The following is a 15,665-nucleotide window of genomic DNA, read 5'->3' on the forward strand; positions in this document are numbered from 1 at the left end:
CGCCCTCGCGCCTAGGCCGACAACACGTCCAGGATTTCGATGCGCGCAGCCTGCCGCGCCGGGTAGGCCCCGGCGGCGAGCCCAAGCAGCACGGAGCCGCCAAGGGTGCCCAGCGTCAGCACGGGGTCGAACACGTACGGAAAGCCCGCCAGGGCGCACACGGCCTGGACGAGCCCCACGCTGGCGGCCGCTCCGAACGCACCGCCTGTCCCGGCCATGAGCCCGGCCTCCAGCAGAAACTGGCGGATGATGTCGCGCCTGCTGCCGCCCACCGCCCGGCGGATGCCGATCTCCATGCGCCTGGCCTGGACCATGAGCACCATGATGGACAAAATTCCCATGCCGCCCACGGCGAAGGAGATGGTGGAGGTGATGGCGCCAAGGGTCTGGACCAGGTCCAACGCCTCGCGCCGGAGCTGCATGGAGTCAGCCGCGGTGAGCAGGCTGAAGTCGTCCTTCTTGCCGTCGAGGTGGTGCCGCTGGCGCAGAATGGCGGCGGAAGCGGCCTTCACCTTGTCCAGGTCCGCGTCCTCGGCCAGCTGCAGGTACACGCCGTTGATCCAGTTCTGGTTGGCCGCGCGGCGCATGTAGGTGGACAGGGGCATGAAGGTCTGCTCGTCCTGATCCGCACCGGTCAGGTCGCGCCCCTTGGCCTCCATGACGCCGATGACCATGAACCGGGCCCGGAAGATATGCACCTCACGGCCCACCGCCGACTCGGGCCTGCCGAACAGCCGCTCGGCAATCTTGCGGCCCAGCACCACCACCTTCTCCTTGGCGTCCACATCCTGCTGGCTGATGAAACGTCCAAGCTCGGGCCGGAAACTGCGAATGTCCACATACTTGGGCCAGGTGGCAAGAATCTGGGTGGTCACAGTGGTGGAGCCGGAACGGATGGGCATGGTGCCGCTGAAGTACGGCGCAAAACCCAGCACCCCCGCAACCCCCCCGGCCAAAGCCTCGGCGTCCGGGATGGTAAAGTTGCGCACGAACCCGGAGAACCGCGCCGAGCCGCTCGCCTTGTTGAAACGCACCTGCCCGGCCATGGCCGCGAACAGGTTGGGGCCAAGCTTGGCGGCCTCGGCCTCGGCATTCTTGTACATGGCCTCGGCCACGTGCTGCACGCCGTTGAAGGACAACGCGCCCAGAAAAACGCCCAGCATCGCCAGAACCGCGCGCAGCTTGTGCGCGGAAAGCGAGGCCAGGGCTATCTTGAGGTCGAGCAACATCCACAGAGTGTAGCCCCGCCAGGGCACACAGGGCAAGCGCGGAAGCGGCCCGAGGGAGCCCAGGGGCGCAGCCCCTGGACCCCGCCGGGGGCAGCGGCCCCCGGACCCCCATTTTACGCCGAAAGGGCTGTTTCAGGATGAACCTGAAACAGCCCTTTCGGATTTCGGGGGGCCAGCCACGAGAGCGTGTCTTTGTTCTGATCTTTCGACTTGGCTTCCTAAAATTCTATTTTCAGAAATTCAGCCTGCCACCCGTCTCGTTTCGCCTCCTCTCTCAAGAGGGGGCCAACCGCGCGCAGGTATTTCGGCGTCTTCGCCGAAAACCTGCGCGCATTGCCTTCGCCCAGCCCAGCCGACGCGCCCGTCCAGGCCACCCCTGCCCAGCCCCATTGGGGGGTCCGGGGGCCTCAGGCCACCGGCGGGGGTGCCGGGGGCGGAGCCCCTGGCCGCCGGAGGCATCTCTGGCGGCCAGGCCCAGGGGGGGCCGCCTAGTTTTTCAGGTCGGCCTCAGGCGCGGGTGCTGGCGCGGGTGGCGGCGCGGGCAGTTCCTGGCGCACGATCACCTCGGGCTGTACTCCGGCGGTGGCGGGTGCAGGTGCGGGCGTCACGGCTGCGGGTGTTGGAGCGGGCGCTGGAGCCGCTGCGGGGGCCACTGCGGTGGACGGCGGCGCTCCGGGCCTGCGGGCCTTGAAGGCTGCGACGGTCTGTTCCTTGTCCGCCACGCGATTTTTGAGGTCGCGCACGAACACGTCGGTCTGGTCGAGCTTGGCCTTGAGCTGGATGCGCTCGTTTTCGTTCTTGATGCTGTCCTCGCGCAGGTCGGCCATGATTTTCTGGTTGTCTTCCTTCTTGCCGAGGTTTGCGGCGTCCACGGCGTTGATGCGCGCGGTGTCGAGCGCCAGTTCGGTCCCGGTGGCCTGGGCCTTGGCGAGCTTGGTGGCGATGGAGGCGTAGTCGTCCTGGCGGTCGGCCAGTTCTTCCTTGAGTTTGGCCAGGGCCACTTCCTCGTTGGCCACGGCGTTGTCGAAGTCGGCCTTGTCGATGGCGGCGCGTTTATCCTTGGGCACCTGGGCCACGAGTTCCTTGTCCACTCGCGAGCCGAAGAGGCCGCCCAGGCTGAAGGCCTGGCTGGGCGCGGGCGCGAGGAGCATGCTGGCGGCAAGGCCGGTGATGACGGCCGCGGCAAGAAGTGTGCGTTTCGGGTGCATGTGCGCCTCCGTGTGATATCTGGTTGATGATGCCTGCAGGCTAGCGCAAAGCGCTGTGGCTGGCAACGGTTGGGGCGAATGTCGCCGGATGGCGCGTCATTTCGAGACGGAGAGCAGGGCCTTCTTGATTTCCTCGGCCTGGGCGGGGTCGGTGATGCGCTGCCCGCCCTCGCCTCGCAGGTAGAAGGAATCGTGGATGCGCCCGGCGCTGGTGGCGATGCGCGCCACGTGGATTTCCAGGCGCAGGGAGGCCAAGGCGCGCGCCAGGTCGTGCAGCAGGCCCAGGCGGTCGGGCGCGGCGATTTCTACAAGCGTGTAGAAGTCGCTGGCCTCGAAGTCCACGCGCACCTTGCGGCGGGCCTTTGGCGCGCGCGAGGGCAGGGTGAGCGGCGAAATGCGCTTCTGCTCCAGGCGGTATTCCAACTCCAGCTTGCCGAGCAGCGTGTAGCTCACGGCGCGGCGGATGCGCTGCCACAGGTCGTCGAGGTAGAGGCCCTCCTCTGGCTCCTGCACCACGAACATGTCGAGCGCCATGCTGCCGCTGCCGAAGTTTGCGGCGGTGGTCGGCGGCAGGCTGTTCCAGGTCAGCACCTCGGCGGAGAGGATGTTCAGGTCGTGCAGGGCGAGCACCCCGGCCATGACCGCGAACAGTCCGGGCTGGTTGAGGGCAGCCAGGCTCACCTGGAAGGCCTTGGCTCCGGGCAGGGGCACGGCCTCGATCTCCACCACGCCGATGCCGGCCTTGCCCGAGGGCTTGCGCACCAGGTCCTCGTCGAGGCTTGCGCGGAAGCGCCGGGCCAGCTCCATGTGGCGCACCAGGGTGGGCGCGTCGAGCACCAGCGTGGCGCGGGCGGGCATGCGTTCCAGGCAGGCCTCGGCGTAGTCGCGGCCCAGGGGCGCGGCTCCGGCCACAGCCTTGGCGGCCAGCTCCAGGGCGGCCTCGCGGGCCTTGCGGCTCTTTTCCACGGCGTGGGGCTCGGCCAGGGGGCCGCTGGTGAGCAGGTGCCGCGCCTTGAGGGTCAGCTCGCTGAACAGGGAGGCGGTCCAGGGGTTCCAGGCGCGGGGGCCGGTGGAGCTGGAGTCGGCCACGGCGAGCAGGTGCAGCATGTCCAGGCGTTCCGGCGTGGCGCAGACCTCCGCCAGCCGCGCGGACACGGACTCGTCGGCCAGGTCGCGGCGGGTGGCGGTCTTGGGGATGAGCAGATGCTCTCGCACCAGGAACGCCACGTCCTCGACGGTGTCTTTGTCCGCGCCCAGGCGGCGCAATAGTCCTGTGGCCATGCGTGCGCCGGCGCCGGAATGGTCGCGGTCGGGCTTGGCCAGGTCGTGGGCGAAGCCTGCCAGCAGCAGGCGCTCGAAATGCGGGATGGCGCGGGCGCGCTCGGCCAGCCAGGCGTCGCCGCCGTTCAGGTCGGTGTCGGGCATGGCGGCCAGGGTGCGCACCACCTCGAGGGTGTGCTTGCCCACGGGGTGGATGTGGAAGTCGTCGAACTGCACCAGGTGCTCCACTGGCCCGAACTCCGGCACCAGGGCCGCCAGGAGCCCGGTGTCGAGCATGGACTGCAGGGCCGTGGACAGGGTCGGGATGGTGGGCGGCGGGGGCGGCTCCGGGGCTTCCCCTGGGGCCTTTGCCGGGGCGAAGAAGCCCTTCAGGGCGCGCACCAGGCCCTTCTGCGCCTTGGCCTTGCCAGCGGCCAGGGAGAGCGGCGAGCTCTCTGCGTCGCGCCCGCAGACGCGGAAAATGGCGATGAGCGCGTCCAGGATTCCCGGCAGGCTGGCGAAAGCCGCCCGCGTGGGCTCGTCGGCCAGGGCCAGGCGCGTGGCGCGCAGGGCGGGCCAGGCCACGGGCCGGGAGGCCTGGGCGGCGGCCACGTACAGGGCCAGGATCTGTGCCGGGGAGGGCTCCAGGCCGGGCTTGAAGGCCACGCCCGTGGGGGTGTCGACGATGCCCTCCGGCGCACCGGAAGGCAGGGACGGGGTGTGGTCCTTGGGCGGAAAGGCGTTGAGCCAGCAGGCCTGGCGCATGGAGCGGATGCGCGTCATGCTCTGGTGCAGGCGCGAGAGAAAGGCCTCCACCGCGAGGCCGGTGGCGTAGGGGTCGGGCTGATCACCTTCGACGTGCTCCCCCGCGTTGTCGGGCACAGGATCGGCCCCGGCAAAGCCCAGGGCGCGGGCGACCTGGGGCTGGTAGTCGAAGGACAGGCGGTCGGTCTTGCGCCGGGCCGCCAGGTGCAGGGCCGTGCGCGCGGCCAGCACGAAGGCGTAGTCCTCCTCCAGCACCGCGCGGTCGCCGGGGGTGAAGGGCTCCGCCGCCTCCGGGCGCAGGCCGAGCAGCCAATGGATCTGGTGCACGTCGCGCAGGGCGCCCAGGCCGTTTTTCAGCTCCGGCTCAAGCAGGCCGGAGGAGTCGCCATATTCGGCACGGCGCTGGGCGTTGTGGGCCAGCACCCATTGGCCGAAGGGCTCCGCCGCCTGGGCCAGCACCTTCTGCGAAAATTCCTGGCGGAAGCGCGCCACGACCGACTCGGACCCGGAGATGAGCCGGATGTCCAGAAGCGAGGTCAGGACCTGGGTGTCCTCCCGGGCCAGGGCCAGGCCGTCGGCGAGGGCGCGCACGCCGTGGCCCAGGTCCAGGCCGATGTCCCAGAGCGGATGGAACAGCCCGCGGGAGAGTTCCTCGGCGCTTGGCGGCACCGCGCCCTCGTAAAGCACCAGCACGTCCACGTCGGACGCGGGGCAGAGCTCGCCGCGGCCATAGCCGCCGACGGCAACGAGGGCAAAAGGCGGGGATGTGGCCGGGGCCTGCGGCAGCTCGGCCAGGCGGGCTCGGAAATAGGCGTCCATGAGGGCGGCGGCGGCGGCCGGATAGCCTGCAAGGTCGCCCGCGCGGGCGGCCTCGGCCAGGGAGGACCGGCCCTGCCGCAGCGCGATGGCTGAAGGCGGCAGGACCGGTCCGGTTTGTTCGCTATCGGTTTCCCTGGTCATGGACTGCGTTGGACTGGCGTTAGATGGCCGCGTCTCCGGTTTCGCCGGTGCGGATGCGGACCACCTCGTCCACGGAGGAGACGAAGATCTTGCCGTCGCCCACCTGCCCGGTGCGGGCGGCCTTGGTGGCTGCGGCGATGACGTCGGTCACGCGGGCGTCTTCCACCACGACCTCGATCTTCACCTTGACCACGAAGTCCACCTGGTACTCGGCGCCGCGGTAGACTTCCTTGTGCCCGCCCTGGCGGCCGAAGCCCTTGACCTCGCTGACGGTCATGCCCTTGACGCCGATCTCGGCCAGGGCGGCCTTGACGTCGTCGAGCTTGAAGGTGCGGGTGATGATTTCAACTTTTTTCATGATGTTTGCTCCTTCTCTACGCTTGTCTGAGGGACGACTATGCCTGGTAGCCGGTTTCGTTGTGCTGCGTCAGGTCCAGGCCGCGCTCTTCCTCTTCCACGCTTGCGCGCAGACCCACCGTGGCGTCCACGAGCTTGAAGAGGATCAGGCTGGCCACGAAGCAGAAGGCCCAGGTGGCCGCCACTGACGCCAACTGTATCCAAAGCTGCGACGGATTGCCATAGAAAAGCCCGGTAGCCTTGTTGATGCTGGCGAACAGGCCGGTGGCGATGGCGCCCCAGGTGCCGCCCACGCCGTGCACGCCGATGACGTCGAGCGCGTCGTCATAGCCGAACTTGTTCTTCAGGAGCACGCCCAGGAAGCAGAACACTCCGCCGCCCAGACCGATCAGGATGGCCGGCATGACGGTGACGAAGCCTGCCGCCGGGGTGATGGCCACCAGGCCGGCCACCGCGCCGGACGCCGCGCCAAGGGTCGTGGCCTTGCCGGAGTGGCGCCATTCCATAAAGATCCAGGCGAGGGCGGCGGCGGCGGCGGCCATGTGCGTGGTGACGAAGGCGTTGACCGCGAAGCCGTCGGCGGCCAGGGCGGAGCCCGCATTGAAGCCGAACCAGCCGAACCACAGGATGCCGGCCCCCAGCACGGTCATGGGCAGGTTGTGGGGGATGAACGGGGTGTGTCCGTGGCCCCTGCGCTTGCCGAGAACGATGACCGCAGCCAGGGCCGCGGCCGCGGAGCTCATGTGCACCACCGCGCCGCCCGCGAAGTCAAGCGCGCCCATCTCGGCCATCCAGCCCTTGCCCCAGACCCAGTGGGCCATGGGGGCGTAGACCACCAACAGCCACAGGGCGCTGAACACCAGGAACCCGCCGAAGCGCATGCGCTCGGCAAAGGCGCCGCTGATAAGCGCGGGCGTGATGACCGCGAACATGCACTGGAAGACCATGAAGGCCATGTGCGGGATGTTCTCCACCGGGCCGCCCGTGGCGTCAAGCCCGACGCCGTTCAGGAAAAGGAAGTCCAGGCCGCCGATGAGGCCGCCAATGTCCTTGCCAAAGGCCAGGGTGTAGCCGCACACGGCCCAGAGCACCGAGACCAGCCCGAGCAGGATGAAGCTGTGCATGATGGTCGCCAGCACGTTTTTGCTGCGCACCATGCCGCCGTAGAATAGGGCCAGGCCCGGGGTCATGAACATGACCAGTGCCGAGCAGATGAGAACAAATGCAGTATCCGCCGCGTTCATTGAGGGATCCTCCTTGCTGCCAGGGTCCGTTATTCGCCCCGCCGAATCGACGCATCGGCCGGGCAACTCCATTACAAATTTGTGAACAGTGCCTCTATTGTTACCGTTTCGGCAAATCCCGCCCTTCAGCTCCGCCACCCCGCATCCACTGTTGCGTGGCTTGGTCCAATCGCGAAATCCGCCCACAGACACAGGATACACATTTGTCGTCACGCTTGCGTTTTCGTGTGCTGCGTGGCCTACAAAAGCAAGAGCCGGGCCAACGCGCAAAAAACAACAGCAACATATTGAAATAAAAGAGGTTGACAAGTTTGCGGCTACACTTTTGGTGGGCCGGCATTCCACTCTAACGCAAAACAGCGCGATGCAGATAGCAAATTTGTAAAATTGGCACCTGCTGCGAGGGGGAATTGTCGCCGTTGTATCAAAAATGGACCGCGCAAAGGGGGCGCAGTGCCCGGCGAGCCTTGACGCTGGCGGATCTGGCACGCCGGGCCTGGTTTGGGAGCCTGGCCGATTCGTCCTGGCCTGTGCCTTTCGTTCGACAATACGCAGGGGGGGGTGCGCATGCCATAGCACGGCTGCGACAGTTTTATCAACGCCGCGCGCGCATTCTCCACACGACAAGAAACCGAAAGGGCCGCCCCAGGTCTCCCCCGAGGCGGCCCCTTCGGCGCATTGGCACGTCCAGAGGGCCAGAGCCCCTCTGGCGAGGCTAGCGGCCGTCGTCCTTATCATTCGCCTTGGCCTTGAAGGCGGCGACGCGCTTGGCCTGGGCGTCGAGTTGGCTGCGGGACAGCTCCTTGGCGGCCTGTTCGCGCAGGGCTTTCGCCTCGCTCAGGCCGTGCCGCGCGGCCAGCGACAGCCAGTAATAGGCCTGCTCCGGGTTGGCGGCCAGCTCCTGCCCGGAGAGCAGCAGCACGCCCAGGTTGTACTGGGCCTTGGGGTCGTCCTGCTCGGCGGCGTTGACCAGGAGGCGCTCGGCCTCGGCAGGATTCCTGTCGGGGTTGGCGTTATCAAGCATGATCAGGGCGAGGTTGGTCATGGCGCCGGTGTGGTTCCTGCTGGCGGCTTCCCGATACCAGTGCAGGGCGGCCTCATGATTCCGGGCCGTGCCTTTGCCCTGCTGGCAGTGCACAGCAAAGGAGTATTGCGCGCGGGAGTGCCCGGCCTTGGCAGCGCGCTCCAGCCAGTGGACGCTCTTGACGGCGTCCTTGTGCACGCCGAGACCCTGAGCGTACATCTGGGCCATTAGGTACTGGGCGCGGGAATGCCCGGCCTCGGCGGCCTTGAGCATCCAGCGGGCCGCCTTTGCGTCGTCGCGTTCCAGGCCATGCCCGCGGGAGTAGGCCAGGGCGAGGTTGTACATCGACTTGACGTGGCCGTGCCCTGCCGCGCCTTCATAAAGGGTGGCGGCCTGGGCCAGGTTCATGGGCACGCCGTGGCCGGAGCTCAACAGCCCGGCCAGGTTGTACATGGCGGCGACGTTGCCGTTGGCGGCGGCCTTTTCATACCAGCCCTTGGCCAGGGTCGCGTTCTGGGCGGTGAGGGAGCCCTGGTCGTAGGCCAGGCCGAGGTTGAACTGGGCCGCGGGCAGGCCCTTGTCTGCGGCCAGGGTCCACCAGCGCAGCGCCACGGCCGGAGACTTGGGGGCTCCGGTCCCCTGCGCCAGGGCAAGAGCCAGCTCATTCTGGGCGTGGGCGTCGCCGTTCTGGGCCTTGGCCATGAGGGAGCGCACCTTCGGCGAGAGCGTGCTCTCGTCCGGCTCCAGCACGGAGGGCTGGCCCGGGCTGGCCTTGCTGGCCTGGGCCGCGCCCGGAGCGCACCCGACGACGAGGGTGACGGCCAGCGCGACGGCGCAAAGAATTCTGTCAAGGCGGGGAGCGGAACTGATCACGGGCTGGAAACCTCCTGGGACTATGGCCTGACGCCGCAGGGCGGGCGCCCGACTGCATGCGCATACTAGGCCCGCCTGGAGCGGATGTCTACACCCCGCGCGGAACGCGCAAAGAGTTTTGGCGCCCTGGCGCTCCTTTCACTATTGCAACGAGCACTGGCGCATGCATTGCAAAAACTTTTAACGTAGAAATTATGCCCATGGAACGCAAATAGGCCATTCTATACGATAAAAGTAGAAAAAGTGCTGGACTCTGCAACTTTTGCTGGAATAGATATCGCAGGAACTATTTCACGGAAGCTGCAGCAGCGGCTCCAAGAGCACGGAGGAGCATCATGCATTGCATCATTCTGCTTCCTGACGCCACAGGGCAGATGCCCACGGCGGAAGAACTTCGGCAAAGAGGTTTCGCGGTTTCCGCGGCAGTGGCGTCACCCTGCCGCAAAGCGTCTGATGGCGCCCCGCCCGCCTCCCTCTCCATCAACGGGGTCGACGCCGCAAGACCGCAACGGACAACCTCGTCCCTTGCGCCCCCGCAGGCCCTGGCCGCGGAAGAGCCTGCGCCCTATGGCGGCCGGGTACAGCCCGAGTGATGGCGCTCGTCGCGAACGCGAAAGGGGCTCCCCCGGCCTGTTGTCGACCGGAGGAGCCCCTGCTCATGCCTTTCGCTTGGGCGGCGCTTCTAGGCGGTCTGCACGGGGATGCGGCGCGGGGCCAGCTTCTCCAGGCGCGGCAGGTGCACGGTCAGCACACCGTCCTTCAGGTTCGCCTTGATGCGCTCGCGGTCCACGCGGTCCGACAGGGACACGGCGCGAACATATTCGCCAGGCCCGAACTGCACCTCCAGGAAGGACTCGGCCTCCGAGGCCCCCTGCAACGCGCGTCCGGTAACGGTCAGCTCGTTCTCGTTGATGTCGATGTTCAAGTCCTCGCGCTTCACCCCGGGCAGGTCCATGAAGACATAGAAGCCGTCTTCGCGCTCGAGGATATCCGTGGCCGGACTCACGCGGGGCAATGCCTTGCTCTCGTTGCTGTTCTCGGTGTTCTTGCTCATCTTGCTTCCTCCTGCTTCTCGGCGCGGCTTACGCCACGTCGATGCTGATCTTCCTGGGAACGCAGCTTTCGCACTTGGGCAGGACCACGGTGAGCACGCCGTCGGCCAGTGTTGCGCGCACCTTGTCGCGATCCACGGGCACGTTCAGCGCCACCACGCGCTGGAAGAACCCCGCCGGGCGCTCCTGGCGATAGTACTTGCCCTGCTCCGTGGGCCTCTCGCCGCGGATGACCAGGCTCTTTTCCGTCAGGGTCAGTTCCACGGCGTCCATGGCCAGGCCGGGTATCTCGGAGCGCACATAGTAGTTGGCCTCGTCCTCGCTCAGATTGAGCGGCGGAAAAGCCATCCTGCGCCCCTCTCCGGGCTGGGGCCTGAAGAAGTCCTCGATGAGCCGTTCGAAGCGGCCGGGGTAGTAGATAGTGTTGAAGTCGAGCACCATGATGCCTTCCTCCTTCTTGGTGTTGTGACGCAATGATAAATCCGGGTCATGGACAGTCAAGAGGAGGAGGCGCAGGTTTTAAACACGCAGTGCACAGCTGTGGAGAACGGGCGCCTCGGCTTCAACAGGGCTGTGGGAAGATGGCGAGATGACGGGTCGGGCAGATACGGTCTTGGAGGGGGGATGCGCTCATCAAGTGTGTGCGCCGCTTCCCGGTTCTCCCGGGTGGACTCCGGCCCCCTTTTGTCCGGGCCTGCGGGTCACGCTTGCGGCGCACTGTGCTCTTTCGTGGCGTGGGGCGGCTCAATCCGCCATTCTGTCAGGAGATGCTGGGGGTCTATTCGTGCACACCCTCCGTTGGCGTTAACGCCATGAACTGCACCCCGGACCTTCCGAAGGAGTCCTTGCTTCAAATACTAGCCACGCGCCGGGCAAAGTAAAGGACTATTTTCGGTCCGCCTGCCTGTGGAAAGCCAACCCCCCAGCGCGGCGTCATATTTTTCTTGCAAGCCGCCAGCGGATGCGGGAGAAGTGGCTATCACGATGGGCTTCAGGAGGCCTGCCGCACATGTCGCACCTTGCGCCCCGAACATCCGTTTTCCCGGTGGCTCGCTTGGCCTTCAGCGCGGCCCTGGCCCTGGCTTTCTGCTTGGCCCTGCCGCCCGCGCCAGCCCGCGCCGCCAGCCTCGACTGCCCTGCCCTGTACGAGCTCTACCGGGTCTGCCACGCCCAGGGCCGTGAGGCCGACAGCGGCAGGATATGCCTGGAGGCCAGCCGCATGGCCATGACCAGCGCCCTGGCCAAGACCCTGCGCAAGTCCCCGCAGACCGCCCAGGCCCTGGTGGACCTCGTCTGCGGCACCGGCTGCGAGGACGGGTTGAGCCAGCTGCCCCTCGCCACGCGCCAGGAGTTCACCGAAGCCTTCTGCGACTGAGCCCGCCCACCGAAACCGCAAGGAGACCGCCATGGCCAGCCAAGTCTATTTCTGGAACCTGCGCGCCAGCATGAAAGCCCCCTACGCCGAGCGCATCAAGAAGCTGCTCGGCCGCACGGGCTTCGCCGCGCACGTCGCGGACGGCGACCTCGCGGCGGTGAAGATCCACTTCGGGGAGCGCGGCGTCACCGGCCATGTGCAGCCGCTCATGGTGCGGCCCATCCTCGACGAGCTTTCCCGCGCCGGGGCGCGCCCCTTCCTGACCGACGCCAGCACCCTCTACGTGGGCCAGCGCGGCGAGGCCGTGAGCCACGCCATGCAGGCCGCCCGCCACGGCTACGACCCGCTGCTCCTGGGCGCGCCGGTCATCATCGCCGACGGCCTCAAGGGCGGCTCCCAGGTGGCCCTGCCGGTGCCCGGCGGGAAGCACTTCGCCGAGGCATACATCGCGGCGGACATCGCCGAGGCCGACCTGCTCGTCTCCATCAACCACCTGAAAGGACACGAGCTGGCTGGGTTCGGCGGCGCGCTCAAGAACATCGGCATGGGCGCTGCCAGCAAGCAGGGCAAGATGCTCCAGCACCTCACCACCGGCCCCCTGGTGGATGAGGCCGCCTGCAAGGGCTGCGGCGCCTGCGTGGGCATCTGCGCGGCCCAGGCCCTGGCCCTGGCCGACGGCCTGGCCGGGAAAAAGCACGTGCTGCTGAACCTCGACGCCTGCCGGGGCTGCGGCGCCTGCTTCCTGGCCTGCAAGAACGGAGGGCTCACCATCAACTGGCAGACCGACGTGCAGGCCTTCCTGGAACGCATGATGGAATACGCCGCCGCGCTCCTGCTCTCGCGCCGCAAGCCCAGCCTGCACATCACCTTCGTCACCTCTGTCACCCCGGACTGCGACTGCATGGGCTTCTCCGACTCACCCATCTGCCCGGACATCGGCGTGCTGGCCTCCTTCGACCCCGTGGCCATCGACCAGGCCGGCATCGACCTAGTGAACAAGGCCGAGCCCCTGTGGCCAAGCCACCTCCCGGCGGGGCTCAAGGCCGGGCAGGACAAGTTCCTGGCGCTCAGGCCCAGCCTGCCGCCCTCCATGGGCCTGGACTACGCCGAATCCCTGGGCCTGGGCAGCAGGAAATACGAGCTCATCGCCCTGTAGCCGCTCTTGACGCGTTCGCGCTACTGGCGCAGAATACGGACACAATCGGCCCTCCCCCCGGGCGCGATTCGCAACACTGGAGGTGTTCCGCCATGCGAATCGAACAGATCATGCGCCACGACCCCACCCGCGTCGGCCCGGACGAGCCCGTCTCGCGGCTCATCGAGTGGTACGCCAACCCCGGAAACCGCTCGCGCTACACGTACGTGGTCGACAAGGACGGCGTGCTTGTGGGGGTCGTCACCATGCTTGAACTGCTCGGGCTGTTCCTGCCGCCAGAGCTGGTAGACAGCCATGAAAACGGCGCGCTGAGCGAGCCCGAAGTCATCCACAAGGTCAAGGACATCCTCCAGACCAACAAGAGCCGGCCCGTGCGCGATCTCATGCGCACCGACCTGCCCACCGTGCGCGCCTCAAGCTTCTTCCTCGACGCGCGCCTGCTCCTGCGCGGACGCGGCGTCACCGCGCTGCCCGTGGTCGACGGCGCGGGCGTGCTCGTGGGCGAAGTCACCCGGCGGGTGCTCATCCGCCTGCTCGACAACATCCTGCGCGACCCCGACCTGTTCGAACTCAAGAAGGACTCCAAGCAACTCTTCGAGACGTCCAGCGAATTCTTCATCGGCTAGGCCGCGGCAGAATTGCCCGGGATGCCCCCCACGTTGTCAACGCGGCGCAAAGCGGGCATAAGGCTGCGCATGGCGAAACAACGCGAGGAATTTGTCTGCACGGCCTGCGGGGCGCACAGTCCGCGCTGGACGGGCCAGTGCGTGGGCTGCGGCGAGTGGAACACGGTCAAGGCCGCAACTCCGGTGGGCGGCTTCAGCGCGCGCGGCGGCGGTTCGCGTTCCCGCGCGGCGGCCCTGGCCGGGCCGGAGGCCCTGGAGGATCTGCGCGGCGAGACGGCCAAGGCGCGGCCCACAGGTATTCCGGCGCTGGACGGCCTGCTCGGCTCCGGCCTGGTGCCTGGCGCGGCGCTGCTTCTGGGCGGCGAGCCCGGCGTGGGCAAGAGCACGCTGCTGCTGCAACTGGCGGCGCTCCAGGCCTCCCAGGGCAACCGGGTGGTGTACGTCTCGGGCGAGGAATCGCTGCCGCAACTGCGCGGGCGGGCGGAACGCCTGGGCCTGCTGGGGCCGGGGCTCATGGCGCTTGCCACCAACAACGCCGACGAGGCCCTTGCCGCCATCGCCGACATGGGCAGCGCGCCGGGCCTGATCATCGCCGACAGCGTGCAGACCCTGGCCAGCCCCCGCGCCGAGGGCATCCCCGGCAGCGTGAGCCAGGTGCGCACGGTCTCCGGCGAGCTGGTGGAGGCGGTGAAGCGCTCCCAGGCCACGCTGGTGCTGGTGGGCCACGTCACCAAGGACGGCCAGATCGCCGGGCCCAAACTGCTGGAACACATGGTCGACACCGTGCTCTACCTGGAGGGCGACCGCCGCGACTACTCGCGCGTGCTGCGCGTGCTCAAGAACCGCTTCGGCCCTTCCGACGAACTGCTCGTGTTCACCATGGAGGAGAAGGGCCTGTCCGTGGTGGACGACCCCTCGACGTTCTTTCTGGGCGCGCGCGACGCCAGCCTCTCCGGCGCGGCGGTCTCCGTGGCCATGGACGGGCGCAGGCCCTTCGCCGTGGAGATCCAGGCCCTGGCCACCAAAAGTTTCCTGGCCATCCCGCGCCGCGCCGCGCTCGGGTTCGACAACAACCGCCTGCACCTGCTCTTGGCCGTTCTGGAAAAGCGCCTGCGCCTGCCGCTGGGCTCAAACGACATCTACGTAAAGCAGGGCGGCGGCCTGGCCCTGCGCGACCCCGGCCTGGACCTGGGCCTGGCCGCGTCGGTCCTGTCCTCGTTCTACGACGCGCCGCTGCCCGAGGGCGCGGCCTTCTGGGGCGAACTGGACCTGAACGGCCACGTGCGGCCCGTCAGCGGCCACGACACGCGACTGAAGCAGGCCGGACGGCTGGGCTACGGCCCGCTGCTGCACTCCGGCACCTGCAAGACCTTGGAAGACCTTCGCCGGGCCCTGTTCGGCAAGGCCCAAGGCTGATCCCCCTTCCAACTACCCTCATTCGCAAGGAGACACGCATGCTTCCCACCGCCTTTCTGTTCCCCGGCCAGGGCTCCCAGGAGCTGAACATGGGCCGCGACGTGGCCGAGGCCCAGTCCTCCGCCATGGACCTCTGGAAACTCGCCGAGAAGATCTCCGGCATCAAGCTGCGCGAAATCTACTGGGGTGACGAAGGCGCCACCCCGGCCCCGGAGATGAGCGACACCAAGGCGCTTCAGCCCGCGCTCACCGTCGTCAACGTGAGCCTGTGGCTGACAGCCAAGCCCAAGACCGCCGCCTACCCTGTCATCGGCGCGGCGGGCCATAGCCTGGGCGAGTTCGCCGCGCTGGCCGCAGCGGGAGTGCTCGGCGTGGAGGATGTCATCAAGGCCGTGTGCGAACGCGGCACGCTCATGGCCGGCGCGGGCAAGGAAGGACACGGCATGGCCGCCGTGGTCAAGCTGCCCCTCGACACCGTCGAGCAGATCGTGGACAAGGCCGCAAAGCAGTCCGGCGCCTTCCTGCGCATCGCCAACCACAACTCCCCGGCGCAGTATGTGCTCTCCGGCGAAAAGCCCGCCCTGGACGCCGCCAGCGCCCTGGTCAAGGAAGCCAAGGGCCGCGCCGTGCCCCTGGCCGTCAGCGGCGCGTTCCACAGCCCGCTCATGAGCGAGCCCGCCAACGCCTTCGCCAAGGTGCTGGACGACCTGCGCTGGCAACCCGCGCAATTCCCAGTGTGCATGAACGTCACCGGCCAGCCCGAAAGCGACCCCGGCATCCTCCAGACCCTGCTCAAGGCGCAGATGACCTCCTCCGTGCTCTGGACCACCACCATGCAGTCGCTCTACGCCGCTGGCGCGCGCCGGTTCGTGGAACTCGGACCCAAGAACGTGCTCACCAAGCTCGCCCCGCAAAACCTCGAAGGCAAAGACGATATCATCGCCCAAAGCGCCGGCAACATGGACAGCGCCACGGACCTGTAAATACTGCACCCCAGGGGGCGTTGCCCCCTGGACCCCCACCTGAGGGCCTGAGGCCCTCAGGACGCCCCATTGCGCCGAAAGGGCTGTCTCAGGAGGAACCTGAGACAGCCCTTTCGGCTTTCGGGGGGTCAGCCACG

The 15,665-nt window shown here is 67.7% G+C and carries 14 protein-coding genes; 6 read left to right on the top strand and 8 right to left on the bottom strand.

Features of this window, described 5'->3' with window-relative positions; genetic code table 11:
• Nucleotides 1–11: 11 nt before the first annotated feature.
• The 6 genes from RDU24_RS08345 to RDU24_RS08370 form a co-directional block, all read right to left on the bottom strand.
• Nucleotides 12–1,229, bottom strand: a complete 1,218-nt coding sequence (locus tag RDU24_RS08345; RefSeq protein ID WP_308735283.1) for an ABC transporter permease — start codon at nucleotides 1,227–1,229, stop codon at nucleotides 12–14.
• Nucleotides 1,230–1,717: 488 nt separating this feature from the next.
• Complete coding sequence (locus RDU24_RS08350) at nucleotides 1,718–2,437, bottom strand: hypothetical protein (protein ID WP_308735284.1); 720 nt, start codon at nucleotides 2,435–2,437, stop codon at nucleotides 1,718–1,720.
• Between the two features lie 96 nt (nucleotides 2,438–2,533).
• Nucleotides 2,534–5,422, bottom strand: coding sequence for a nucleotidyltransferase domain-containing protein (locus RDU24_RS08355; protein ID WP_308735285.1), 2,889 nt, complete (start codon nucleotides 5,420–5,422; stop codon nucleotides 2,534–2,536).
• Between the two features lie 19 nt (nucleotides 5,423–5,441).
• Nucleotides 5,442–5,780 carry a P-II family nitrogen regulator gene (locus RDU24_RS08360; RefSeq protein WP_308735286.1) on the bottom strand — a complete coding sequence of 113 codons (339 nt, stop codon included), beginning with the start codon at nucleotides 5,778–5,780 and terminating at the stop codon, nucleotides 5,442–5,444.
• Between the two features lie 37 nt (nucleotides 5,781–5,817).
• Nucleotides 5,818–7,023 (bottom strand): ammonium transporter, encoded by a 1,206-nt coding sequence (locus RDU24_RS08365; protein ID WP_308735287.1) that lies wholly within the window; start codon nucleotides 7,021–7,023, stop codon nucleotides 5,818–5,820.
• 715 nt (nucleotides 7,024–7,738) lie between these two features.
• Nucleotides 7,739–8,920, bottom strand: coding sequence for an SEL1-like repeat protein (locus RDU24_RS08370; protein ID WP_308735288.1), 1,182 nt, complete (start codon nucleotides 8,918–8,920; stop codon nucleotides 7,739–7,741).
• A 335-nt stretch (nucleotides 8,921–9,255) separates the two neighbouring features.
• Here RDU24_RS08370 and RDU24_RS08375 point away from each other — a divergent pair, with 335 nt between their 5' ends.
• Nucleotides 9,256–9,513: a hypothetical protein gene (locus RDU24_RS08375; protein ID WP_308735289.1), complete on the top strand. Its 258-nt coding sequence runs from the start codon at nucleotides 9,256–9,258 to the stop codon at nucleotides 9,511–9,513.
• An 89-nt stretch (nucleotides 9,514–9,602) separates the two neighbouring features.
• On the opposite strand, the gene RDU24_RS08380 is transcribed toward RDU24_RS08375, so the two are convergent.
• Together RDU24_RS08380 and RDU24_RS08385 are read right to left on the bottom strand one after the other, a co-directional pair.
• Nucleotides 9,603–9,974, bottom strand: a complete 372-nt coding sequence (locus tag RDU24_RS08380) for an Hsp20/alpha crystallin family protein (protein ID WP_308735290.1) — start codon at nucleotides 9,972–9,974, stop codon at nucleotides 9,603–9,605.
• A gap of 28 nt (nucleotides 9,975–10,002) precedes the next feature.
• Nucleotides 10,003–10,446 (bottom strand): Hsp20/alpha crystallin family protein, encoded by a 444-nt coding sequence (locus RDU24_RS08385; RefSeq protein ID WP_308735291.1) that lies wholly within the window; start codon nucleotides 10,444–10,446, stop codon nucleotides 10,003–10,005.
• A 535-nt stretch (nucleotides 10,447–10,981) separates the two neighbouring features.
• Between RDU24_RS08385 and RDU24_RS08390 the strand changes: the two genes are divergently transcribed.
• The 5 genes from RDU24_RS08390 to RDU24_RS08410 all read left to right on the top strand — a co-directional run bounded on the left by RDU24_RS08390 (nucleotide 10,982) and on the right by RDU24_RS08410 (nucleotide 15,528).
• Nucleotides 10,982–11,347 carry a hypothetical protein gene (locus RDU24_RS08390; RefSeq protein WP_308735292.1) on the top strand — a complete coding sequence of 122 codons (366 nt, stop codon included), beginning with the start codon at nucleotides 10,982–10,984 and terminating at the stop codon, nucleotides 11,345–11,347.
• Nucleotides 11,348–11,378: 31 nt separating this feature from the next.
• On the top strand, nucleotides 11,379–12,503 hold the full coding sequence (locus tag RDU24_RS08395; RefSeq protein WP_308735293.1) for a DUF362 domain-containing protein: 1,125 nt from the start codon (nucleotides 11,379–11,381) through the stop codon (nucleotides 12,501–12,503).
• 92 nt (nucleotides 12,504–12,595) lie between these two features.
• Nucleotides 12,596–13,129 carry a CBS domain-containing protein gene (locus RDU24_RS08400; RefSeq protein WP_308735294.1) on the top strand — a complete coding sequence of 178 codons (534 nt, stop codon included), beginning with the start codon at nucleotides 12,596–12,598 and terminating at the stop codon, nucleotides 13,127–13,129.
• 69 nt (nucleotides 13,130–13,198) lie between these two features.
• Nucleotides 13,199–14,545 (top strand): DNA repair protein RadA, encoded by a 1,347-nt coding sequence (gene radA / locus RDU24_RS08405; RefSeq protein WP_308735295.1) that lies wholly within the window; start codon nucleotides 13,199–13,201, stop codon nucleotides 14,543–14,545.
• A 38-nt stretch (nucleotides 14,546–14,583) separates the two neighbouring features.
• Nucleotides 14,584–15,528: an ACP S-malonyltransferase gene (locus RDU24_RS08410; RefSeq protein WP_308735296.1), complete on the top strand. Its 945-nt coding sequence runs from the start codon at nucleotides 14,584–14,586 to the stop codon at nucleotides 15,526–15,528.
• Nucleotides 15,529–15,665: the final 137 nt, after the last annotated feature.

Source organism: Humidesulfovibrio sp., assembly GCF_031082295.1.
In the GTDB taxonomy this organism is placed as follows: domain Bacteria; phylum Desulfobacterota; class Desulfovibrionia; order Desulfovibrionales; family Desulfovibrionaceae; genus Humidesulfovibrio.